Origin of the sequence: Syntrophotalea sp. (assembly GCF_050253115.1) — a bacterium.
GTDB lineage: Bacteria > Desulfobacterota > Desulfuromonadia > Desulfuromonadales > Syntrophotaleaceae > Syntrophotalea > Syntrophotalea acetylenica.
Genome location: NZ_JBFWJQ010000001.1, coordinates 1 through 23213 on the forward strand (window position 1 = coordinate 1; position 23213 = coordinate 23213).

The 23213-nt window shown below is 61.7% G+C and carries 23 protein-coding genes and 1 riboswitch; of the genes, 14 read left to right on the top strand and 9 right to left on the bottom strand.

Features of this window, described 5'->3' with window-relative positions; translation table 11 throughout:
* The 8 genes from AB7E65_RS00005 to thiD form a co-directional block, all read right to left on the bottom strand.
* The gene (locus AB7E65_RS00005; protein ID WP_072287175.1) at positions 1-618 is read right to left on the bottom strand and encodes an HAD family hydrolase; all 618 of its coding nucleotides are present in this window, start codon (positions 616-618) and stop codon (positions 1-3) included.
* A 220-nt stretch (positions 619-838) separates the two neighbouring features.
* Entirely contained in the window at positions 839-1600 is a 762-nt protein-coding gene (gene trpA / locus AB7E65_RS00010) for a tryptophan synthase subunit alpha (RefSeq protein WP_428745034.1), read from the bottom strand.
* Complete coding sequence (gene trpB / locus AB7E65_RS00015) at positions 1593-2819, bottom strand: tryptophan synthase subunit beta (RefSeq protein ID WP_072287177.1); 1227 nt, start codon at positions 2817-2819, stop codon at positions 1593-1595. Before trpB ends, trpA begins: the two co-directional genes overlap by 8 nt.
* Positions 2812-3543, bottom strand: coding sequence for a GntR family transcriptional regulator (locus tag AB7E65_RS00020; RefSeq protein ID WP_428745035.1), 732 nt, complete (start codon positions 3541-3543; stop codon positions 2812-2814). Before AB7E65_RS00020 ends, trpB begins: the two co-directional genes overlap by 8 nt.
* A 177-nt stretch (positions 3544-3720) precedes the next feature.
* The gene (locus AB7E65_RS00025) at positions 3721-4218 is read right to left on the bottom strand and encodes an LA_2272 family surface repeat-containing protein (protein WP_072287179.1); all 498 of its coding nucleotides are present in this window, start codon (positions 4216-4218) and stop codon (positions 3721-3723) included.
* Between the two features lie 189 nt (positions 4219-4407).
* Positions 4408-5637, bottom strand: a complete 1230-nt coding sequence (locus tag AB7E65_RS00030) for an L-lactate MFS transporter (RefSeq protein WP_072287180.1) — start codon at positions 5635-5637, stop codon at positions 4408-4410.
* A gap of 471 nt (positions 5638-6108) precedes the next feature.
* Entirely contained in the window at positions 6109-7401 is a 1293-nt protein-coding gene (gene thiC / locus AB7E65_RS00035) for a phosphomethylpyrimidine synthase ThiC (protein ID WP_072287181.1), read from the bottom strand.
* 79 nt (positions 7402-7480) lie between these two features.
* Complete coding sequence (gene thiD / locus AB7E65_RS00040) at positions 7481-8920, bottom strand: bifunctional hydroxymethylpyrimidine kinase/phosphomethylpyrimidine kinase (protein ID WP_428745036.1); 1440 nt, start codon at positions 8918-8920, stop codon at positions 7481-7483.
* 63 nt (positions 8921-8983) lie between these two features.
* A riboswitch (TPP riboswitch) is annotated at positions 8984-9088 on the bottom strand.
* Positions 9089-9443: 355 nt separating this feature from the next.
* Between thiD and alr the strand changes: the two genes are divergently transcribed.
* From alr to AB7E65_RS00080, 8 genes are all read left to right on the top strand, one after another.
* Complete coding sequence (alr, locus tag AB7E65_RS00045; protein WP_072287183.1) at positions 9444-10577, top strand: alanine racemase; 1134 nt, start codon at positions 9444-9446, stop codon at positions 10575-10577.
* Between the two features lie 65 nt (positions 10578-10642).
* Positions 10643-11875, top strand: coding sequence for an ASKHA domain-containing protein (locus tag AB7E65_RS00050; protein ID WP_428745037.1), 1233 nt, complete (start codon positions 10643-10645; stop codon positions 11873-11875).
* 116 nt (positions 11876-11991) lie between these two features.
* Positions 11992-13557 (top strand): bifunctional phosphoribosylaminoimidazolecarboxamide formyltransferase/IMP cyclohydrolase, encoded by a 1566-nt coding sequence (gene purH / locus AB7E65_RS00055; protein WP_072287185.1) that lies wholly within the window; start codon positions 11992-11994, stop codon positions 13555-13557.
* Between the two features lie 93 nt (positions 13558-13650).
* Positions 13651-14922: a phosphoribosylamine--glycine ligase gene (purD, locus tag AB7E65_RS00060; protein WP_072287186.1), complete on the top strand. Its 1272-nt coding sequence runs from the start codon at positions 13651-13653 to the stop codon at positions 14920-14922.
* 57 nt (positions 14923-14979) lie between these two features.
* Complete coding sequence (gene purE / locus AB7E65_RS00065) at positions 14980-15498, top strand: 5-(carboxyamino)imidazole ribonucleotide mutase (protein WP_072287187.1); 519 nt, start codon at positions 14980-14982, stop codon at positions 15496-15498.
* A gap of 61 nt (positions 15499-15559) precedes the next feature.
* Positions 15560-16936 (top strand): cytochrome c biogenesis protein ResB, encoded by a 1377-nt coding sequence (locus AB7E65_RS00070; protein ID WP_428745038.1) that lies wholly within the window; start codon positions 15560-15562, stop codon positions 16934-16936.
* Positions 16933-17787: a c-type cytochrome biogenesis protein CcsB gene (ccsB, locus tag AB7E65_RS00075; RefSeq protein ID WP_072287189.1), complete on the top strand. Its 855-nt coding sequence runs from the start codon at positions 16933-16935 to the stop codon at positions 17785-17787. Before AB7E65_RS00070 ends, ccsB begins: the two co-directional genes overlap by 4 nt.
* Positions 17777-18520: a tRNA1(Val) (adenine(37)-N6)-methyltransferase gene (locus AB7E65_RS00080; RefSeq protein ID WP_428745039.1), complete on the top strand. Its 744-nt coding sequence runs from the start codon at positions 17777-17779 to the stop codon at positions 18518-18520. Before ccsB ends, AB7E65_RS00080 begins: the two co-directional genes overlap by 11 nt.
* Before the next feature lie 4 nt (positions 18521-18524).
* Here AB7E65_RS00080 and AB7E65_RS00085 read toward each other — a convergent pair whose 3' ends face one another.
* Positions 18525-19037, bottom strand: coding sequence for a DciA family protein (locus AB7E65_RS00085; RefSeq protein WP_158514020.1), 513 nt, complete (start codon positions 19035-19037; stop codon positions 18525-18527).
* 249 nt (positions 19038-19286) lie between these two features.
* Here AB7E65_RS00085 and ffh point away from each other — a divergent pair, with 249 nt between their 5' ends.
* The 6 genes from ffh to AB7E65_RS00115 all read left to right on the top strand — a co-directional run bounded on the left by ffh (position 19287) and on the right by AB7E65_RS00115 (position 23186).
* Positions 19287-20636 (top strand): signal recognition particle protein, encoded by a 1350-nt coding sequence (gene ffh, locus AB7E65_RS00090; RefSeq protein WP_428745040.1) that lies wholly within the window; start codon positions 19287-19289, stop codon positions 20634-20636.
* A 169-nt stretch (positions 20637-20805) separates the two neighbouring features.
* Complete coding sequence (gene rpsP, locus AB7E65_RS00095; RefSeq protein ID WP_072287193.1) at positions 20806-21066, top strand: 30S ribosomal protein S16; 261 nt, start codon at positions 20806-20808, stop codon at positions 21064-21066.
* A 59-nt stretch (positions 21067-21125) separates the two neighbouring features.
* Positions 21126-21359 (top strand): KH domain-containing protein, encoded by a 234-nt coding sequence (locus tag AB7E65_RS00100; RefSeq protein ID WP_072287194.1) that lies wholly within the window; start codon positions 21126-21128, stop codon positions 21357-21359.
* Positions 21359-21886 carry a ribosome maturation factor RimM gene (gene rimM / locus AB7E65_RS00105; protein ID WP_428745041.1) on the top strand — a complete coding sequence of 176 codons (528 nt, stop codon included), beginning with the start codon at positions 21359-21361 and terminating at the stop codon, positions 21884-21886. Before AB7E65_RS00100 ends, rimM begins: the two co-directional genes overlap by 1 nt.
* Entirely contained in the window at positions 21886-22632 is a 747-nt protein-coding gene (gene trmD / locus AB7E65_RS00110) for a tRNA (guanosine(37)-N1)-methyltransferase TrmD (RefSeq protein ID WP_407058561.1), read from the top strand. Before rimM ends, trmD begins: the two co-directional genes overlap by 1 nt.
* On the top strand, positions 22629-23186 hold the full coding sequence (locus tag AB7E65_RS00115) for an RNA methyltransferase (protein WP_072287197.1): 558 nt from the start codon (positions 22629-22631) through the stop codon (positions 23184-23186). The genes trmD and AB7E65_RS00115 overlap by 4 nt, the downstream gene beginning before the upstream one ends.
* The last annotated feature ends 27 nt before the right edge of the window (positions 23187-23213 follow it).

Here is a 23213-nt window from a genome sequence, read left to right on the forward strand (position 1 = left end):
TCAGAGCTGCTCGATAAGATCGAACAGCTGGTTGTGGCTGGTGATGTTGATGGCTTCGGCAAACCGGCCGCGATACCCGACGAAACGGATGTTGGCGCGGCGGGCCGCCTCCTGGTCCACATCCATGTCTCCGATGAACAGCAGGTTGGCGGGATCGATGCCGAGTCTGTCGGAGGCCAAAAGCAGCATGTCGGGGTGAGGCTTGCCGCGCGCGACATCCTTGCTGGTGAGAATCGTTTTGAAAAAACGCTCCAGCCCGAAATGTCGCGAGATGTCATGCATGCTGCCGCCGCGATTGGTGGCAACCGCCAGCGGCATGCGGGCCGACAGGCGCGAAAGGGCTTCCAGGATACCGGGTTCGGGGACCATCAGCGGGATGAACCGGCTGTAGTCGATGCCGCGGGAAACCTGCAGCGCCTCTTCGAGACGTTCCGGCCCGAGAATCGCTTCGAACAGTTCCGGCGTGGTCACCGTATGGCAGAGATAGATTTTTTCCCGGTCGTCATGGGCGATGGGAGGCATGCCCAGTTGCTGCAGGGCGGCACTGTAAAACGCCACATTGGCGTGCAGGCTGTCGAACAGGACCCCGTCGCAATCGAAGATAAGACCCTTGACCATGGTATTTTCCTTTTGCCTGGACGCTGGATCAAGCCGTTCTGTTCCGCAAAACAAAATGCGGGTGGCGTTGATGCATTGAATAGTGTTTTTTGTTTATATCGATAACAAAACAACAGGTACGAACAATAATAAACATAAAACGCGTTCAAATGCAACGGAAACCGGAAAAAAATTGCCGTAAAAGTTTTCTCTTCAAAAGAGCAGGCACCGCCGCCCGGGCTTAGCGCAGGGAGGCGATGAAGGCGTTCACCGCCGGCACTCCCCCTTCATCCAGAATCCGGATGGCCTGGGAACCGACCACGGCGATATCGGCCTTGCCCTTGATAAATTCCACATCGGCGCGATCCCTGACACCGAAACCGAGGGCCAGAGGCAATTGCGTCGAAGCGCGGCAACGGGCCAGATGGGTGCCGAGTTGTCCCGAAAAATCGGTCTGCAGGCCGGTGACGCCCTTGCGCGCCATGCAGTAGATGAAACCTTTGCCGTGTTCGGCGATCTGGCGCATGCGGGCCTCGCTGGTGTTGGGAGCGTAGATGAAGATCGGAGCCATGCCGTACTTGCTCATGGCCGACAGGTAGTCGTCGGCCTCTTCCGGCGGCAGATCCGGCACGATGGCTCCGCACAGCCCGACTTTGGCCATGCGCTCGGCGAAGGCCCCGACTCCGTATTTGAACAGGATGTTGTAATAGGTCATGAACAAAAACGGGATATCGAAGGTGGCGGCGACTTTTTCCGCGAAATCGAAGCACTGGTCGACGGTAATGCCGGTGGCCAGGGCCTCCTGGTTGGCCTTGAGGATCACCGGGCCATCGGCCATCGGCTCGGAGAAGGGGATCTGCAGTTCCATCAGGTCGACCCCGGCTTCTACCATGGTGCGGACCACTTCGAAGGAGGTCTCCAGATCCGGGTAGCCGATGACGATATGGGTCATCAGCAGGATATCCTGTTGCGCCAGTTTGTTGCGGATGGTGGTCTCAAGCATGGTATTGCTCCGCCTTGTGTTTGATGAATTCCTTCCAGGCCGGGTCGTCGAAAGCGTCGGCGACGGTGAAGATGTCCTTGTCGCCGCGACCGGACTGGTTGATGATGATGATGTCGTCCTTTGACAGCGTCGGCGCTTCCTTGAAGGCCTGAGCGAAGGCGTGGGACGATTCCAGTGCCGGGATCAGCCCTTCCTTGCGCATGGTCAAAGTTACCGCGTCAAGCACTTCGGCGTCGGTTGCCGCCTCGAAGCGGGCGCGGCCGATGGCCTGCAGGTGCGCCAGGATCGGCGAGACGCCGACGTAATCGAGACCCGCCGAAATACTGTGCGTGTCCTTCATCTGTCCATCGCCATCCTGCAAAAAGTAGGTTTTGTAACCCTGCGCCACGCCGACGCTGGCATCCCTGGAGCTGAGGCGGGCGGCATGCCTGCCGCTGTCCAGCCCCTTGCCCCCGGCCTCGACCCCGACCAGCTCCACCGGGTCGTCCATGAATCCGGAAAACAGCCCCATGGCGTTGGAGCCGCCTCCGACGCAGGCGTAGACGCGCTTCGGCAGGCGCCCTTCGTGTTTAAGGATCTGCTGGCGCGCCTCGGTACCGATGATCGACTGGAACCAGGCGACCATCTCCGGAAAGGGGTGCGGCCCGCAGGCGGTACCGAGCACGTAATGAGTGGTGTCCATGTTGGATACCCAGTCGCGGAAGGCTTCGTTGATGGCGTCCTTGAGGGTGCGGGAGCCGTCTGTTACCGGCACCACCGTGGCGCCGAGGCGCTCCATCCAGAAAACATTGGGGCGCTGCCGTTCCACGTCCTCCTCGCCCATGTAGATGGTGCACTCGAATCCCATGCGCGCTGCCATGGTGGCGGTGGCCACGCCGTGCTGTCCGGCGCCGGTCTCGGCGATGACGCGGGTCTTGCCCATGCGTTTGACCAGCAGCCCCTGGCCCATGACGTTGTTGGCCTTGTGGGCACCGGTGTGATTGAGATCCTCGCGTTTGATGTAAATGCGCGCTCCCCCGAAATGCCGCGTCAGATTCCCGGCGAAAGTCAGCGGGGTCGGGCGGCACGAGTAGTTCGACATGACATCGAGGTATTCCTGCCAGAAAGCGGAGTCGGCCCTGGCGGCTTCATAGGCCTTGACCAGTTCCACGAAGGTTTCATTGAGGATTTCGGGGATGAAACAACCGCCGAATCCGGAAAAATAGCCGCGTTTATCCATGGCCGGATGCTCCCATGTGTTGTGAGAAGACGATATGGTCGGTGCGGCAGAACAGCCGCGAAAAAAAACCGTCACGGCCGGCGGCGAAATCGAGGCGCCGTTCGACCTGCAGCAGGGGTGTGGTAACGCTGACGTCGAGGCAGCGGGCCCGCACTGCGTCGAGGTAGCCGATGCGGAAGCTCTGTTTGCCCCCCATCGGCCGCAACATGAAATGCTTTGCCGTGACGCTCGACAGGGAACGGCCGGCCAGGTCCAGACTCTCGATCCCCGCGAACAGTTGCGGATGCAGGTACAGATCTTCGAGCAGCACAGGGGCACCGTCGAGACAGGTCAGGCGCGAGAAGAAGTAGGCTGTGCGGCCGCTGAAAGGGTTGTCCGGCGCATCTTCGATTGGCTGCAGGCGGATCGCTTCGCGGATGAGGGTCGTTGCCGCCAGGCCTTTTTTGTGGAATGCCGCCGACGTGCCATCCAGGGAAAAAAGGTCGATCTCGCGGGCCGGTTCGCTGACATAAGTCCCCGAGCCGCGGCGCCGGCACAACAGACCCTGCCGCACCAGGGAGTCGAGCGCCTGGCGCACCGTGGGGCGCCCGATGCCGTACCGGGCCGCCAGTTGCGGCTCCGACGGGATGCGCTGGCCCGGTGCCAGTTCGCCGTTGCGGATCTGGTCTCCGAGTCGCTCGGCAAGCTGGTGATAGAGCGGTATGGGTGAGTCGGGGTTGAGCATGCTTTGCGCCTCCCTGCAATGGTGTTCATCTTAGACCTGGTCTGTCAGGTTGTCAAGACAACTTATGCTGTTTTGGCGTATGTCCGGAGAAGGTTGGTGCGTAGACGCTGAAAAGCCCGCCGGATGTCCGGCGGGCCAGGATGGCGTGGCGCGAAGGGTCGGTTCGGCGGCCGAGGATCAGTAGCGCCAGTTGACGAACACCATGGCTGGGGCGACCTCGTTGGGCAGGTTGCCGAACCATCTTTTATTGGCGTTCATGATGTTGATAAGGCCGATCTGCACGCCTTTGTCGGCGTTATCCGCGAAGTTTACGAAACCGAGCTGCAGGCCGTGCAGGTTGCCTGCATAGTTGAAGGCCGCCCACTGCAACCCGGTGACGTTTCCCGAGGCGTAATTGGCGATGCAGGCCAGCTGCGCGCCTTTGTAGTTTTCGGCATAATTGGCCAGCAAGCCAAGAGACAGCCCCGAGCTGCTGCCGGTGGAGCCATTGACAATCCCCAGGGCCAGCGCGTTTTGCGGATTCTGGCTCCAGATGCCGAGAGACACGCCGTTGATCCGGGTGCTTCTGGAATGGATGGCGACATCCGGGGTCAGGCTCAACTGGAAATTCTGGGGTGCGGCAAACGCTCCGGACGCCAGAAAACAGCATAAAAATGCCAGTGCCCATTTTTTCATGGATCATTTCCTCCTTGAGATGTTGTTGAGTGGTGCGCGGGCCGATCCGGAAAGGTCTCCGGCCTCGCTGGAATTCAGCCGGAATTATACATCGACAGCATTGAAAAAAAAGGGGCTCTGTCCGAGCCCCTGTAAATCAACGATCCATTTTTTTCATGCTCTATTCTATGCAGCGGGAGCCCAACCCATCTAAGCGGTAGCCTTGACAGGCGGCTTGTAACTCCAGGTAATGATAAAACCGAGGACAAGAAGTGCCGCCGCAACATACAGGGCGGGTGCGCCTTTGACCTGTGCGAAAACCAGAGGCCCTGCGACACCGGCCGCGCCCCAGGCGGTAAGGATGATGCCGTATACCTTGCCGATATAGCCGGGGCCGAAAGAATCCGCGGCAAACGAGGGCATGACTGCAAAGCCGCCACCATAGCAGGCAAGCAGATAGCAGGCTGCGATGGTGAAAACGGTTGCGCTGGTGATTTGAGGGATGTAGCAATAGAGCAGAGCCTGGCTGGCAAACATGACCAGAAAAACATTTTTCCGGCCGATCTTGTCGGATACAGAGGCCCAGAACAAACGCCCCAGACCGTTGAAAATGGAGGCGATAGCCAGAATCAGACCACCCTTGATGGCCAATTGCTCAGGATCAGCGATGCTCAGGGAAAGGATCTTCTGCCCCATGGGCGAAAGCTGGGAAAGAAGCCCGAGTCCGGCGGAAACGTTGAGGAACAGCATGAACCAGATCATGTACCATTGCGGGGTGCGGCGCGCTTGCTCGAAATTGAAGGAATCCGCATGGGAGACGGTCTTGGTGCTCTGAACAAAGCCTTCGGGAGTCCAGCCCTTCGGCGGATCCCTGAACTGAAGGGCCGCGGCGGTGCTCACCACGAGGTAAACCACGCCGAGAACAAAAAAGGTGTTGGCCACGCCCATGCTGACGATCATGCCGGGAACGATCTTGCCGATGAAGAAGGCGCCGGCGCCAAAGCCCATGACGGCAAGGCCGGTAACCAAACCGCGTTTGTCAGGAAACCAGCGAATCAGGCAGGCGATGGGAACCACATAGCCGAAACCGTTGCCGAGGCCACCGATCACGCCATAACCGAGGTACAATACCCAGATGTTCCCGGTCAGGTCCGCCAGGCCGGCACAGAGGGTGCCGATGGCATAACAGACGGCGCCAATGACGGCTACCAGCTTCGGTCCCTTTTTATCCACCAGGGTACCCCCGAAAGCAGCGGCCAGTCCAAGTACCGCGATGATGATCATGAAGGTGCCCTGAGTAGCTGTTTCACTCCACCCATGATTTGCCATGAGCGGTTTCTTGAAGACAGACCACGCATAGACAGTCCCCAGAATCAACTGCAAAACAATGCCCGCCAAAGCAATAAACCAGCGCTTTGACTCCAACTTCTCATTACTCATAGTAACCTCCCAAAAATGTCCAAAGTGGCTCCCGCGCTCCTCACAATAGCTGTGTAACAGCGTTTTGAGTACTATAATTCAATTTTGGTGAATGTACAACAATCGTGAGATGGAGATTTGTCGCTTTTTGCAGAGAAAAAGGGTTTGCCGAATGGATCGCCCTGAAAAAGAAGGGAAATAATATCGTGGTGGTAAAAAGCCCCCAAAACGGTGCGTTTCGGGGGCTCTCCAATGTGGCGCTAGGCTAGTTTTCATCCGGAAACGGCCCTTTTCCGCCGTGGCGGCGTCAATCCGCAGGCTTGCTTGTGCGGCGTACCGATGTACGCCTCCGCGCAACCCCTTGATTTCCTTGCCACAACGAAAAATTGCTCGTTTCCCATATGAAAACTACGCTGTATCCATCCGGAGTTTCCGGATGGATACTAGGCTGAACGGGGCAGGGCGGAGCGGAGCATGTCCGCGCCGAGGGCCTCATCGATGCTTCTTGCGTTCGTCCATGACCCGGTAGGCGCAGAATTCGCCGCACATGGTGCAGGCTCCATGTTCCTCGTCGACCCCCGATTCGCCGCGGCGCTTGCGGGCCAGCTCGGGATCGATGGCGAGGCCGTACTGGGTTTCCCAGTCGAGGGCCTTGCGCGCCCTGCTCATGGCGATGTCTTTTTCCAGGGCGCCGGGCAGTCCCTTGACGATGTCGGCGGCGTGGGCGGCGATGCGGGTCGCCATGACGCCGTCGTGCACGTCCTTTGCGGTAGGCAGGCACAGGTGTTCGCTGGGGGTGACGTAGCACAAAAAGTCGGCTCCGGCGCTGGCGGCGATGGCGCCGCCGATGGCGCAGGTGATGTGGTCGTAGCCCGGGGCGATGTCGGTGACCAGCGGGCCGAGCACATAGAACGGGGCACCGTGGCAGAGGCTTTTCTGCAACTGGATGTTGGCCTCGATCTGGTTCAGGGGGACGTGGCCGGGGCCTTCGATCATGACCTGGATGCCGGCATCCCAGGCGCGCTGGGTGAGTTCCCCGAGCACGATCAGTTCGTGGATCTGGGCGCGGTCGGTGGCGTCGGCCAGGCAGCCGGGGCGAAAGCCGTCCCCCAGCGACAGGGTGGCGTCGTAGGGCCTGACCAGCTCCAGCAGGCGGTCGTAGTGTTCGTAAAGGGGATTTTCCGCATTGTTGCGCGTCATCCAGGCGACGGTGAAGGAGCCGCCGCGGGAGACCACCTCCATGATGCGTCCTTCGCGGTCCATGCGCTCCACCGTGGCGCGGGTCACACCGCAGTGCACGGTAATGAAGTCGACACCGTCGTCCAGGTGTTTTTTGATGCCGTCGAAGATCTCGTCGACGGTCATGTCGACAATGGCCTTGCCCTTTTTTACCACCGTGTCGCAGGCTGCCTGGTAGAGGGGCACGCTGCCGATGCAAACGTCGGTTTCGGCGATAATGGCGCGGCGGATTTCATCGATGGGGCCGCCGGTGGACAGGTCCATGATGGCGTCGGCGCCAGCGGCCATGGCCACCCGGGCCTTTTCCAGTTCCTTGTCGATGCTGGTGTCGTCCTTGCTGGTGCCGATGTTGGCGTTGATGCGCGTCGGCAGGCCTTTACCCACCGCCAGAGGGCGGCCGTTAGCGTGTCTGTTGTTGTGGCAGACGATGGCCGTGCCTTCGGCAATGCGCTGGCGAAGGATTTCAGCATCGATACCGGCGTCGGCGGCGGCCTGCTTCATTTTGTCGGAGACGATGCCCTGGCGGGCCATTTCGAGTTGCGTCATGAATCTACCTTTCATACGTCAAAGCACTAAGCTGTAAGTTTTAAGATGAAAGTTGAGAGCTATATGGCTTTATCGGTTGTCAAGATCCTTCGATTTTGTTCAACAGGTATCGGGCCGCGGCGAAATGGTTGACCGGTCCGTGGCCGGTGCCGAGGTCGGCAGCGGTGCGGATCGCCTCGGTGATGAACTCCTTGGCCAGTTTCACCGCCTGCGGCAGCGGCTGGCCGGCGGCGAGCAGGGTGGCGATGGCGGCGGAACTGGTGCAACCGGTGCCATGGGTGTTGCGGTTGTCGAGGCGTGCGGCCGGCAGCCGGTGCAGGGTGCTGCCGTCGAGCAGCAGATCGACTGCTTCGCCGTCGAGGTGTCCGCCCTTGATCAGAATGTTGCGTGCGCCAAGCTCCTGCAGGCGGCGTGCGGCTTTCTCCATGTCCGCTTCGGTTTCCACCGGAAATCCGGCGAGTTCCGCCGCTTCCGGCAGGTTGGGGGTGAGCAGGTAGGTGCGCGGCAGCAGCAGCTCGCGGCAGGATTGAACGGCATCGTCGCGCAGCAGCAGGGCGCCGCCTTTGGCGACCATGACCGGATCGACCACCGCCAACAGGCCACGTGTCCAAAGTTCCCGGGCGACCAGCTCAACGATGGCGGCATCGAACAGCATGCCGGTTTTGACCACTTCCGGGTGCAGGTCTTCGAGCACCGCCGTTAGCTGGTCGGCGACAAATGCCGCCGGAACGGGATGGATGCCGCGCACGCCGCGGGTATTCTGTGCCGTCAGGGCGGTGATGACCGTCATGCCGTAGCCGCCCAGCAGGGTAATGGTTTTGAGATCGGCCTGAATGCCGGCGCCGCCGCCGCTGTCAGACCCGGCTACGGTCAAAACGCGACCGCGGGGCGGGGTGGCGCGGCGGTTGAACTGCAGGGCGATTTCCCGGGCGGCCAGCGCCGGCGACGGGTCGGCCATGACCGCCGAGATCAGGGCGACGGCATCGGCTCCGGCATCGATGACTTCTCCGGTATGGTCGCGATCGATGCCACCGATGGCGACCAGTGGCAGGTCGACGGTGCGGCGCACGGCGCGCAAGGTGTCGAGGCCGATGTGCACGGCGTCCTGTTTGGTGCCGGTGGGATAGATGCTGCCGACGGCGATGTAGTCGGCGCCAGCCTGCCGGGAGGCGAGGGCCTGCGCGACGGTACGGTTGGAGGTGCCGATGATCTTTCCCGGACCAAGCACGGCGCGGGCTTCGGCAACGGTCATGTCCTGCTGACCCAGATGCACACCGTCGGCCCCGCAGTCCAGCGCCAGATGTGGATCATCGTTGACGATGAACAGGGCGCCGGCCTGACGGCACAGCCCGGCGAGGGCCCGCGCTTCATGCCGCTGGTCGGAAACGGGAACCTGTTTGCCCCGGTACTGGACGATGCGGGTTCCTCCCTGGAGGGCGGCCGCGACCCTGGCCTGCAGTCGTTCTCCCCGGGAATCGTCGGTGATCAGGTACAATCCCTGCAACGGTCGGTCTTTCATGGCGTCCTCGATTTTTGAAAACAAAAAACGTCACGGCCGTAAAGCACGTGACGTTATCACGATTGCCCTGCGACACCGCTTCCCTACGCCGGCATGATCCGGGTCAGGTTCCAAGGGTTGTCCCGTCTATCTGGGACTCTCAGTGCAGTGACGCCCCCAGCGGCTGTGTTTTTGAATCCGGATACTGTATACGCGCTCGTCTATTTTAATACGTCACGGGTCGGATGTGCAAAGCAATTCATGCCATTGCGGCTATTTATTCCACCGGATGCGAAGCGTTGGCCGTCACTCTAGCGAATGCTCCGCAGTCTGTCAAGCGAGCGCCCGGAGGGGGCCGGCGGATGTCCTGCGGGTCGCTGCCACGCACGTTTTTTGCCCTTTACAGTGGCAAGACGTCGTGCTAAGAGTTTGGCTCCGAAACGTGGGCCGTTTGCTTTTTGCAGCGGCTCCGCCGACTTTTCACGCTATCACTTTTCCGGCCGTTGTGCGGCCGCTTATCCCGCAAATTCAGGACCAGAACGTCATGAGTGATCCCTGGGGACACCGGCCCACCCGCGTTGAAATCGATCTTGAGGCTCTGAAACACAATTTCCGCCAGGCGCAGACCCTGGCCGGCCCCGAACAGGGGATTCTGGCGGTGGTCAAAGCCGATGCCTACGGACACGGCGCCGCCCACGTCGCGACCGCGCTTCAGGATGTCGGCGCGCGGATGTTCGGGGTGGCTATCGTCGAGGAAGGCGTTTCGCTGCGCGAGGCGGGAGTGGTGTGTCCGATTCTGGTGCTCGGCGGGCTGTATCCCGGCCAGGAACAGGAACTTCTGCGGTTCGGCCTGGTGCCTACGCTGTTCGACATGGATACGGCCCGGCGCCTGGATGCCTGCGCCCGGACCGCCGGGGTAGTGCTGCCGTATCACATGAAGCTCGATACCGGCATGAGCCGGGTCGGTTTCCGGGCTGCGGATCTGGCATGGGTTCTGGAAGAGCTCAGGACGCTTCCGGGGTTGCGCATGGACGGCCTGTTTTCCCATCTGGCTCTGGCCGACGAGCCGAAGGATCCTGTCAATCGGCGGCAGCACGATGTTTTTCGCGACTGTCTGGCCCGGGTGCGCCAGTCCGGATTTGCACCCCGCTATGTGCACCTGAGCAACAGCGCGGCGCTGTTGACCGGCGAAGCTCCGGAATGCAATCTGGCGCGTCCCGGCATTCTGCTCTACGGGGGGCTGCCCAGTGAGGCATTTGCCGGACGATTCGACCTGCGGCCGGTGATGAGTTTCCGCACCCGGGTGGCGCAGGTGCGCAGCGTCCCCGAAGGCACCGGAGTGTCTTACGGACATCGCTTCGTTGCCGGCCGGCCTACCGTATTGGCGATCATTCCGGTGGGGTATGCCGACGGCTACAGCCGACACTTGTCCAACGTTGGGGAGGTGCTGGTGCGCGGCCGGCGGGCGCGGGTCGCCGGAACGGTATGCATGGACTGGACAATGATCGATGTGACCGATATTCCCGGGGTCGCGGTCGGCGACGAGGTCACCCTGCTCGGCTGCGACAACGGTCAGTGCATCACCGCCGACGAATGGGCGCGACGCATCGGCACCATCAGTTATGAGGTATTCTGCCAGTTCAGTAAAAGGGTGCCGCGCGTAACGCGCGATGACTGAGGTTTTCGGTCGCTGGCGACCGGCTTCAATTTTTGCGAATGTGCAAAACTAGCCAAGGAGGAAAGATGCCCCAGGGAGGCTGCCTGCTGGCGCTGGACCTCGGCACGACCACTCTGGCCGGCCGCCTGCTCGATAGCGACGGCCATGTGCTGGCGCAGGAGCGTCTGCTCAATCCCCAGTCGGTACTTGGCGCCGATATCATGCGCCGGCTTGAAAACGCCATGACCGGCGAGGATCTGCGTTTGCAGCTGTTGCTGCTGGATGGCTTGCGCGAGATCGTCGACAGCATGCTGCGACAGGCGGGGCTGGCCCGCCGCGATATCCGCGGCGCCGCCGCCGCCGGCAACCCCGGTATGGTCTATCTGCTGCGGCGCCTGCCGGTAACGTCGATCCTCTATCCGCCCCATCGGCCACCCTGGCGCGATGCAGTCTTCCTTTCCCCCGACCAGATCGATTTGCAGTTGCCGGTTCCCCTTTATATCTTTCCCCTGATCAGCGGCTACGTTGGCGGCGACCTGGTGGCTTTTCTGTTTGGCCAGGGCAAGGTGGGCGAGGCCAGTTTCTTTCTCGATGCAGGCACCAACGGTGAGATGGCCCTTTTCAGCGGTGACCGCTGGCGGGTTACCTCGGTGGCTGCCGGTCCGGCTTTCGAGGGCGGCGGTATCTCCTGCGGCATGGTTGCCAAAGCGGGCGCGATCCACGACGTTGTCATCGAGGATGATCGCCTGGGTCTTTTGGTTCTGGGAGGCGGGCCGCCTCGCGGTCTCTGCGGCAGCGGCCTGGTCGCTGCGCTGGCCGCCGCCCTGGACGGCGGATTGATCGATGCGCGCGGCAGCATCGTGGATCCCCTGGAGGTTCCGACCAATCTGTCTGGCTACATTGTTGAGACCGCCAGCGGACGGGCCCTGCGCCTGTACCGGGATGCCGCGGTGGATTTGTTGCTGACGCAACAGGACGTACGTCAGTTCCAGTTGGGCAAAGCCGCGGTGCGGGCCGGCACCGAGTGTTTGCTGCGGCGCGCCGGACTGGAAGCCGCCGATGTGGCACAGGCTCTTCTGACCGGTGCCTTCGGGTTTTCCCTGTCCCGACGGGTTTTGAAAAGGGTTGCCATGCTCCCGGAAAACATGGTAGAAAAGGTGCGTTTTGCCGAGGTCGGCGTCCTTGCCGGAGTCGGGCGCCTGCTGTGTGATGCGCAGGGCCCGGACAAGGTGCAGCGATTGGCCGCGACCCTTCAGCCATTACCCCTGTCGGGCTCTCCGGCCTTTGAAAAGGCTTTTATCCACGCCATGAATTTCTAGAAAACCGCCGGCCTGACGGTTTTTTTTGTTTTCCACCCCAAAGGATGACGCGGTTGCGGCCAGGTTGCCGCGGATGTCGTCAGAAATGTATTTTCAGCAGGAAAGGACAGAAGAATATGGCCGTCATCAAGCGCGCGCTGATCAGTGTTTCGGATAAAACCGGTATCGTCGGATTTGCCAGGGAACTGGCGGATTTCGGGGTCGAGATCCTTTCGACGGGCGGCACGGCCAACCTGCTGCGGCAGGAAGGTATTGCGGTCAAGGATGTTTCGGAATACACCGGTTTTCCCGAGATGCTCGATGGCCGGGTGAAGACCCTGCACCCCAAGGTGCACGGCGGCCTGCTCGGCATGCGCGACAACCCCGCGCACGTGGCCAAGATGAAGGAGCACGGCATCGAACCGATCGACATGGTGGTGGTGAATCTCTACCCCTTCGAAGCGACGGTCGCCAAGCCCGATTGCAGCCTTGAAGACGCCATAGAAAACATCGATATCGGCGGCCCGACGATGCTGCGCAGCGCGGCCAAAAACAACCGCGATGTCACGGTAGTGGTCAATCACGCCGATTACGCCCAGGTGCTCGCGGAGATGAAGGGCAGCGGTGGCGCCGTGTCGCGTACCACCAATTTCAGGCTCGCGGTCAAGGTCTATCAGCACACTGCCGCCTACGACGGTGCCATTTCCAACTGGCTGGGGCAGCGCATGGGGGATGAACTTGCGGAGTTTTCCGACACTCTGACCGTGCAGTTCAAAAAAGCCCAGGATATGCGCTACGGGGAGAACCCCCATCAGAAGGCCGCCTTCTATGTCGAGCGCAACCTGCGGGAAGCCAGTATTTCCACCGCCCGCCAGCTGCAGGGCAAAGAGCTGTCCTACAACAACATCGCCGATACCGACGCCGCGCTGGAGTGCGTCAAGCAGTTTGTCGAGGGGCCGGCCTGCGTCATCGTCAAGCATGCCAATCCGTGCGGGGTGGCGCTGGGCGCAAATCTTCTGGAGGCCTACAACCGCGCCTTCTCCACCGATCCGGAGTCGGCTTTCGGCGGCATCATCGCTTTCAACCGCGAACTGGACGGCACCACCGCGAAAGCGATCGTCGATCGCCAGTTCGTCGAAGTGATCATTGCTCCGGCCGTGTCGGCCGAAGCCGTCGAGGTTGTCGCCACCAAGAAAAACGTGCGTCTTCTCGAATGCGGTTACTGGCCGCAGGAGCCCATCGCCCGCCACGATTACAAACGGGTCAACGGCGGCCTGCTGGTGCAGGATGCGGACCTGCTGCTGAGCGGCGACATCAGGACCGTGACCAAGCGGACCCCCAACGAGGCGGAAATGCGGGATCTGCTGTTCACCTGGCGGGTGGCCAAGTTCGTCAAGTCCAACGCCATCGTCTACGGCAAGGACGGCATGACCATCGGCGTCGGTGCCGGGCAGATGAGCCGCGTCAATTCCGCGCGCATCGCCGCCATCAAGGCCGACCTGGCCGGACTGGAAGTGCCGGGTTCGGTGATGGCGTCGGACGCTTTCTTTCCCTTCCGCGACGGTCTGGACAATGCCGCCAAGGCCGGCATCCGGGCGGTTATCCAGCCCGGCGGCTCGATCCGCGACGAGGAAGTGATCGCCGCCGCCGACGAACACGGCATTGCCATGGTTTTCACCGGCATGCGGCATTTCCGGCACTAGAATAGGGCGGTACCGAGAGCTGCGAGCTGAGGTTTCCCCGGATACCATGGGTCCATAGCCAAAGACGGCAATGGCTGGAAAGGAATGTGACAAATGAAGGTTCTGGTTATCGGCAGTGGTGGTCGTGAGCACGCCATGGTCTGGAAGATCGCCCAGTCGCCTCTGGTCGAGGGGGTTTTCTGCGCGCCGGGTAACGCCGGTATCTCCGGGCAGGCGACCTGCGTTCCGCTCAAGGTCGACGACATCGACGGGTTGCTCGATTTTGCCCTCAAGGAGCAGATCGGGCTGACCGTGGTCGGTCCCGAGCTGCCTCTGACCCTGGGCGTGGTGGATCGTTTTCGCGAGGCGGGGCTGACAATTTTCGGAGCCACCCGGGCCGCTGCGCTGATCGAGGGGAGCAAAAGCTTTTCCAAGGATCTGATGGCCAAATACGGTGTGCCGACCGCCGCTTACGGTACTTTTACCGACCGCGACCAGGCGGTGGCTTTCATCGAGCGCCAGGGCGCGCCGATCGTGGTCAAAGCCGATGGCCTGGCCGCCGGCAAAGGCGTGATTCTGGCCGCTACGGTGGCGGAGGCGATCGCCGCGGTGGAATCGATCCTGTGCGAAGGGGCTTTCGGCAGTGCCGGCGCGCGGGTGGTCGTCGAAGAATTTCTGTACGGGGAGGAGGCTTCCTTTCTGGCTTTTACCGACGGCGAGCGGATCGTCCCGCTGGCCTCGTCGCAGGACCACAAGGCGGCTTACGATGGCGATACCGGCCCCAACACCGGAGGCATGGGCGCCTATTCTCCCGCGCCGGTGGTTACCCCGGAGATCCATGACAAGATCATCGCGCAGGTTCTCAAGCCGACCATCGCCGGCATGGCCGCCGAGGGCCGTCCCTACAGCAGCATTCTGTATGCCGGCCTGATGATCCGGGATGGCGAACTCAAGGTGCTGGAATTCAATGCCCGCTTTGGCGATCCGGAGACCCAGCCGCTGCTGGCGCGCCTCAAGTCCGATATCGTTCCGGTGCTGATGGCCTGTGCGCGCGGCGATCTGTCCGGCATTGAGCTCGAGTGGCATGACAAGGCCGCCGTGTGCGTGGTCATGGCTGCCGGCGGCTACCCTGGAGAGTATGCCAGGGGGCAGGCGATCGAAGGCCTCGAGGCTGCTGCCGCCATCGACAATCTGGTCGTGTTTCACGCCGGCACCACCCTGCGGGATGGCCGGGTCGTCACCAACGGTGGTCGCGTGCTTGGCGTGACCGGCCTCGGAACCACCGTTGCCGAGGCTATCGATCGGGCTTACCTTGGCGTCAGGGCCATCGACTGGAAAGGTGTGCACTACCGCAACGATATCGGCCGCAAGGCGCTGAATCGCTGAGTGTTGACCTTGGGTAAATCACATTCCGATTCACAAAACCATCAGGAGAATCAACGCATGAAAAGCAAGCCGCTGGTCGGAATCCTCATGGGCAGCGACAGCGATTACGACATCATGGTCGAGGCGGCCCACGCCCTGAAGCGCTTTGGCATCCCTTTCGAGATGACGGTTTCGAGCGCCCACCGCTCGCCGCAGCGCACCGCGGAATATGCCCGCACCGCCCGGCAACGCGGCCTGCGGGTGCTGATCGTCGGGGCCGGCGCCGCCGCGCACCTTGCCGGGGTGGTGGCTGCCGAGTCGACTCTGCCGGTGGTCGGTGTGCCGGTCGATGCCTCGGCCCTCAAGGGGCTCGACGCCCTGCTCGCCACGGTACAGATGCCGGCCGGCATTCCGGTGGCGACCATGGCCATCGGCAAGGCCGGCGCTCGCAATGCCGGCATCTTCGCCGCCCAGATCATTGCCGGCGACGAACCGGACATGATCGAAAAGCTGGAGAGTTTCAAACGTGAACTTGCAGACGGTGTGACGGCCAAAGCCGAGGCGCTGCAGGAGCGCCTGGTGCGCGACGGCTTCTGATCCCCCCGCCCGGCCCGGGTCGCAACGGCCCGGGTGCTGGATTCCGCTGACGGGAGCGTTTATGAACTCCGAATACTTTGCACGGATGCGGGCCTCCCTGACCCGCGGCCTGCGCTCCCTGAAGCTGACCCTCATTTCCCTGTTTCTGCTGGCGGGAAGTTCCGTGATCGGGACCATCCTGCCGCAGGGCCTGCCTCTGTCCGAATACGAACGGCGTCTGGGCCCTTTTGGCGCCCGCATCATCGGTATTCTGCAACTCAGCGACATGTACCATGCCTGGTGGTTTCTGGGCCTGCTCGGGCTGTTCGCCCTGAATCTGGCGGCCTGCTCCCTGCATCGCCTGCCGGGCGTCTGGCGGCAGGTTCTGCATCCCGATCCCGCCCCCGGCGAACGCTGGCTGCAGGGCCGCCCCTGTCATTGCCGCTGGAGGGATGCACGTGCTCCCGAGGCGCTCCTTCCCGAGTTCAGTAATATTTTCACGCAACGCTTCGGAAAGGTCCGGCACGGCGAGGTGCGCGGCGTCGTCTGGCTGTTTGCCCAGAAGCAGGGCTGGTCGCGGTTTGGCGCCTACATCACCCATGGCGCGATTCTGGTCATCCTGCTGGGCGGCATGATGGGTAGCCTGGGGGGATTTCGTGGCTATGTGACCATCGCCGAAGGACAGATTGCGGACCGGTTTTATCTGGACGATGGCCGCCAGTCGCGGCCGCTGGGGTTTGGGGTGCGATGCGACCGTTTTGCCATCGAACGCTATGAAAATTCCGACCGGCCCCGGGAATATCGTAGCCTTCTGACCATCCTCGAAAATGGCCGCGCAGTCCCCGGCCTGACGCAGGTGCCGGTGCGTGTCAACCACCCGCTGCGCTATCGTGGCCTGAATTTCTACCAATCCGGTTACGGTCTGGACGGTTATTTGCTTCATTTGTCGGTGTCGCCGCGGGCCGGGGGCGGACGTTTCGAAATAGACGTGCCCTCCGGGCAGAAAGTCGGCCTGCCCGACGGCACGTCCGTGACGATAGCAGGCTATGTCACCGATTTTGACGGGCAGGGACCTGCCGCCGGACTGGATTTGCATTATCCCGACGGCGGACATGGCCGCGCCATGGCCTTCCAGTCCGAGCACCTGCGCGCCGGAGATGGCGACGTGCCCTATGATTTTCGGATTCTGTCTGTTGCGCAACGCTGGTATACCGGCCTGCAGGTCAATCGGGATCCCGGGGTGATGCTTGTCTGGGTGGGGTGCCTGCTGCTGGTGGCCGGAACCCTGGCCGCCTTTTATTTCTCTCATCAGCGCTGGTGGCTGCAGCTGCGCCAGGACCAGAATGGCACTCTGGTGGTTTTCTCGGCCCAGTCCCATCGCCATACCGAATCCTTTGCCCGACGTTTTGACGCCCTTTGCCGGGAGCTGCAAAGCGGTTCCTCACCGGAGCGATCATGACCAGTTTTTATCTGTTGAGCTTCGCCACCAGCGCTTATTTTCTGGGTTTCTGGCTGCTGGTTGCCCATGCCGGAACCCGCCGCGAAGCTCTGGGGCGCGCCGGCCTCGCGGCGACCTGGTCCGGATTTGTCGTGCATGCGGCGGGCATCGGGCTACGCTGGTATGAGTCCTATCGCTTGCCGGGAGATGTGGGGCATGCGCCGTTTGCCAATTTTTACGAGTCGGTGGTGTTTTTCGGCTGGACCATCGTGCTGGCGTATTTGATGGCCGACCTGCGCGTGCGCCGGCGCATTCTCGGTGTGTTTGCGCTTCCGCTGGCTCTGGCCTGCATGGGCTGGGCCCAGTTGTCGGGACGCGAAGCCATCGAACCGCTGATGCCGGCACTGCGCAGCCGCTGGCTGACCTACCATGTGATCAGCTGTTTTCTGGCCTACGGCGCCTTTGCCATGTCTTTCTGTGTATCGCTGATGTATCTGATCAGGGCCCGGACACAAGGCGGGGGCCGCATCGGCATCTGGTCGGGGATGCTGCGCCTGTTCCCTGCAATCGATGTCCTGGACGATATGAACTACCGGTGCGTGGCGGTCGGCTTTCCGATCTGGACCGTTGGCATCGTTACCGGGGCGGCCTGGGCCAACTATGCCTGGGGCCGCTACTGGAGCTGGGATCCGAAGGAGACCTGGAGCCTGATTGTATGGCTGGTCTATGCCGCCTTTCTGCATGCCCGGTTAACCCGCGGATGGAGCGGGCGAGCCACGGCCTGGCTGGCGGTCGGCGGCTTCGCCGCAACCTTGTTCTGCTACCTTGGCGTCAATCTGTTTCTGCCCGGATTGCATTCCTATGGCAGCTGATCCGTTGTTGCGGCCCGGTGAAACGCTGGATGATCTGCGGCTGGGCGGCCTGCGCATCATCCAGAAGAAAGACGGCTATCGGTTCTCCCTTGATCCGGTGCTGTTGTGCGCCTTTGCGCATATCCGGCCGGCGGCATCGGTTTGCGACCTCGGCTGCGGCAGCGGCGTGATTCCCCTGATACTGGCGCGCACCAGCCCGGCGGCACAGATCGTCGGACTGGAAATTCAGCAGCAACTGGCAGAGCGCGCGGCACGCAGTGTACTGTTAAATCGGCTGCAGGACCGTGTCGAAGTACTGCACCAGGACGTGCGCCAGGTGCAGGCGCGGATGCGTGCCGGATCCTTCGACGTGGTGCTGGCCAACCCCCCCTACCGACGGCCTTGCAGCGGGCGGATCGCGCCTCGGGACGAGCGGGCGCGGGCGCGCCACGAGCTGGATGGCGCACTGGCGGATTTTCTGGCCGCGGGGGCCTACCTGCTTGGAAGCGGCGGCCGGTTTTTTTTGGTGCATCTGGCCGAACGCCTGGTCGACCTGCTGGGGGAAATGCGTTGTGTGGGACTGGAACCCAAGCGTTTGCGCTGTGTGCACTCCCGCGCCGGTGAAGCGGCGCGTCTGGTGCTGGTGGAGGGGCGGCGCGATGGCGCGGCGGGGCTGGCGGTGCTGCCCCCGCTGTTCATTTACGAGGGATCCGGGTATTCGGCGGAAGTGATGGCCATGTATGGTGAAGGATGAGCCGCTATCTGGAAGGTTTGTCCTGCCGCTCGCCACGAGCCTTGTCAAGACGGCACTGCATCTCCATCAGGTGCCGCAGGTGCCGGCGCAGTTCGGGGTCGGCGACAGTGGCTACCTTATGTTCGATCTGCCGGCGTTCCTCTTCGGTCAGCGGCTGATCCTGCCACTGGGGCGGCAGGGGGTCGGGCTGCACGTCGGCCGCGACTTCATTGGGCCGTCCGTGCCGCAGGTACAGATCATCGATCCGGTGGTCGCCCAGTTGTGCATTGAGTCGGGACAGGATACGTGGTTTCAGCAGCTGCAGCTGCTGCATCCAGATCGGGTGGTCGACGCGCACCTCGAGGGTCGTGCCGCGCAGGCGTATCGGCCGGGCGCGGGCCGCAATCTGTGGTCCGACAGCCTCTTCCCATAATTGCCAGACGCGGTAACGGCCGAATTTTTCGTCCATGCCGCGGCCTGCAAGCCATTGCTGCAGGACGCGCTGGATACCGTCGATGCGGTTTCGGGAAGAACTCATGGCGATACTTTCGGTTCGAGAGTGCGGGCCGGAGCGGTTGTGGCGCCGTTGGCGCGATCGCGGCAAACCGTTTCCGGAGGGGTCCATCAGTCTAGCTTCAGGCGGTGTAGCTGTCAATCCCGCCGCAGCTCCGCGGCCTGTTTTCGCGGCACGCGGCAGCAAGTCTTTTCCCTTGACAAAGCAGGGGGGCTCTCCTATAGTTCGCATTTACGCTAGGCTTGATTCTATTGTGCGGACAGGCATTTGAACATGTTTGACAACTTGACGGACAAACTCGATTCGGTCTTCAAGAAGCTGCGTGGTCAGGGGCGGCTGACGGAAGACAATATTCAGCAGAGCCTGCGGGAAGTCCGCCTGGTGCTGCTCGAAGCGGACGTCAATTTTCGCGTGGTCAAGGATTTTGTCGCCAGTGTGCGCGAGCGCGCCGTAGGGCAGGAAGTTCTCAAAAGTCTCAACCCGGCGCAGCAGGTGATCAAGATTGTGCGTGATGAACTCGGCCGCCTGATGGGCGAGGGACAGGACAATCACCTCGACCTTGCCGCCCGTCCGCCGGTGCCGGTCATGCTCTGCGGTTTGCAGGGTGCTGGAAAGACGACCTCCTGTGCCAAGCTGGCGCTGAAGTTGCGTCGCGAAAAACGCAACCCACTGCTCGTGCCCGCCGATATTTATCGGCCCGCGGCCATCGATCAGCTCAAGACCCTCGGCAAGCAGCTTGATATTGCGGTTTTCGATTCCCGCGCGGATGTCGATCCGGTTAAACTTTGTACTGACGCCAGGCAGTTTGCCGAGCTGAACGGTTACGATACCCTGATCCTCGACACGGCCGGAAGGCTGCATGTCGACCAGGAGCTGATGGCCGAGTTGCAGCGTATCAAGCAGGCGCTGCAGCCGCGGGAGATTCTGCTGGTGGCCGATGCCATGACCGGTCAGGATGCCGTCAATGTCGCGGAGAGTTTCGATCAGCAGCTCGACATTACGGGCGTGATCCTGACCAAACTCGACGGCGATGCCCGTGGTGGCGCCGCCTTGTCGATCCGCGCCGTGACCGGCAAGCCCATCAAGCTCGTGGGCCTTGGTGAAAAGCTCGATGCTCTGGAGACTTTTCATGGCGATCGCATGGCTCAGCGCATCCTTGGCATGGGGGATGTTCTGTCGCTGATCGAAAAGGCCCAGGCTGCGGTTGACAAAGATGAAGCGCAGGCCATGGAGCAGAAGCTGCGCAAGGAGGGTTTTACCCTTGAGACCTTCCGCGACCAGCTCAAGACCATCAAGAAGATGGGCTCGATGGAATCGCTGCTCAAACTGATCCCCGGGGCCGGCAAGGCCATGAAACAGGTGGGGGACATGCAGCTTCCGGACAGGGAGCTGAAAAAAATCGAAGCCATCATCAACTCCATGACCGCCGCCGAACGCCGCGATCAGCGCATCCTCAACGGTTCGCGCCGTTTGCGCATCGCCCGGGGCAGCGGTACCACGGTGCAGGATGTCAATCTGCTGGTCAAGCGATTTACCGAGGCGCAGAAGATGATGAAAAAGCTGCAAAAACTCGGGCCCAAAGGCATGAAAGGCATGATGGGCAGGGGCGGTTTGCCCATGTAGAAAATTTCGGGCCGGCTGGTTCCGCCGGTCCGTGCTCAGACGCGCCGTTTGGCCGACGTCGCGCGGGCCGCGCATGGTCCGCTTTTTAGTGGCAAAGGAACTTCAGGAAGCTGATATACTTCAACAACATTCGTACAAACGTTTTTGAAACACCCAGGAGGAATAACACATGGCGGTAAAAATCAGACTGGCTCGCGGTGGCGCCAAGAAAAAACCTTTCTACCAGGTAGTGGTAGCGGATGAGCGTTTCCCGCGCGACGGTCGTTTTATTGAAAAACTTGGACAATATGATCCCCGGCAGAATCCGTCGATGGTCAACCTGCAGGAAGACCGGACTCTTGAATGGCTGAACAAAGGCGCCCAACCGACCGATACGGTTCGCCGTCTGCTGCGCAGCCAGGGTGTTTGGGCCAAGTTCAAGCAGGCCTGAGCAGTCTGATTCCAGGCAGGTGACCTGACGGGCCGCTTTTCTCCAAAGGACCGATGACTATGAAGGAGCTGATCGAATTCATCGCTAAATCCCTGGTAGAAAATCCTGATGCGGTTTCCGTTTCCGAAGAGGTGGGGGAGGACGGCAGCGTCCTCCTGAAGCTCGCGGCAGCTCCCGAAGACATGGGGCGCATCATCGGCAAGCAGGGGCGCACCGCCAAGGCGATGCGCACTTTGCTAAATGCCAAGGCGACTCGCGAAGCCAAACGGGCTTCCCTGCACATTATGGAGTGATGGTTCTGCAACCAGGCGCTTTACTTATCCTTGGGGTCGTTGTCGGTACCCATGGGTTGCGGGGTGATCTCAAGGTACGCGGTTGCGCCAGGGATGCGAGCCTGCTTTCCAGAATCCGTCAACTGGTTTTCCTGCGGGATGATCAGAGGGTGCTGGAGTGCGTGCGGCGCAAGTCCGACTGGCACAAGGGGCAGCTGCTGGTGTCGTTGTCGGGTCTTGACAGTATTGATGCCGTGCAGCATCTTGTCGGTTGCGAGGTCGCGGTTCATTCGGAAGATGTGCCTGCGGCGCCCGCCGGTGAATATTACTGGTTCCAGCTCAAAGGTCTGGCGGCGCGGGATCGCCGGTTGGGAGACATCGGTCGCCTGGACGACATTTTTACTACGCCCGCGCATGAGATCTATGTAATTGGCGGGGCCTACGGCGAGGTTCTGGTGCCCGCCGTGGCGGCATTCCTGGTCGAGGTTGATCTCGAAAAGCGGTATGTCCTGTTCGACCTGCCCGAGGGGCTGGTTGAGGAAGAATGATGGTCTTTGACGTTCTGACCCTTTTCCCCGGCATGTTCGATTCGCCTTTTGCCGACAGTATTGTTGGCAAGGCGGTGGACAAGGGCCTCGTGCGGATAACAGCGCATCATCTGCGCGACTGGGCGCAAGGCAAGCACAAGGTCACCGACGATGTGCCTTACGGTGGCGGCGATGGCATGGTTCTCAAGCCCGAACCTGTGGCAAGAGCCCTGCGGGAGCTGCGCTGTCGGCAACCCGGATCCAAAGTCCTGCTGATGACACCCCAGGGGCAGCCGTTTCGCCAGGCGCACGCCCGGCGACTGGCGCAGCAGGAGGGCCTGATCTTTCTCTGCGGTCGCTACGAGGGATTCGACGAGCGGATCCGTACCATGGTCGACGAAGAATTCTCTCTTGGCGATTTTGTACTGACGGGCGGTGAGCTGGCGGCCATGGCCATGATCGATGCCGTTGCCAGGCTGGTGCCCGGGGTGCTTGGCAATCGCGACAGCGCTGACGGCGATTCCTACAGCGACGGCTTGCTGGAGTATCCCCAATATACCCGGCCCGCGGATTTTGAAGGCATGAGCGTCCCCGACGTTCTGTTGTCGGGCAATCATGCCGCCATTGCCGCGTGGCGCCGGCGGCAGCAGATTCTGCGCACCTGGCTGCGGCGTCCCGAGTTGCTTGAAACGGCGTGCCTCAGCGACGAGGACCGTCTGGTGCTGCGCGAGGTGCAGCGTCAGACAGGCGAGGATTGCGCCTCGTGAAGCGTCCCGTTGCCGTTGCCCTGGTGCATCATCCGGTGGTCGACCGTCGCGGCGATGTGGTCAGCACCGCGGTTACCAACCTCGATCTGCATGATATCGCCCGCACCGCGCGGACCTACGGGGTCGCCCGCTTCTATGTGGTGACGCCGGTGGTCGAGCAGCAGGTACTGGTGAAGCGCATCCTGTCACATTGGCTTGACGGTCATGGTGCGTCCTACAATGCCCATCGCGGAGCCGCGCTGTCCTTGATCCGGATTGTCGCCTCCCTCGACGAAGCACTCGCCGATTGGCGGGCCGAAGCGGGGCCTGATGCCCTGCCGGTTTTGACCGGTGCTGCTCGTGCGGACGGCATTTCTTTCGCCGAGTGCGCCGCGGTGATCGAGAAAAATCCTCTGCTGCTGGTTTTTGGTACCGGCTGGGGGCTTGCTCCGGAACTTTTTCAACGCGGATGGACGGTGCTGGAGCCGATCCGCGGACGAGGCGGATATAATCATCTGCCGGTGCGCGCCGCAGCGGCGATCATGCTGGATCGACTGCTGGTGAGGCCGGCCTGAAGTATCAATCAAAAAATGCCAAGACTC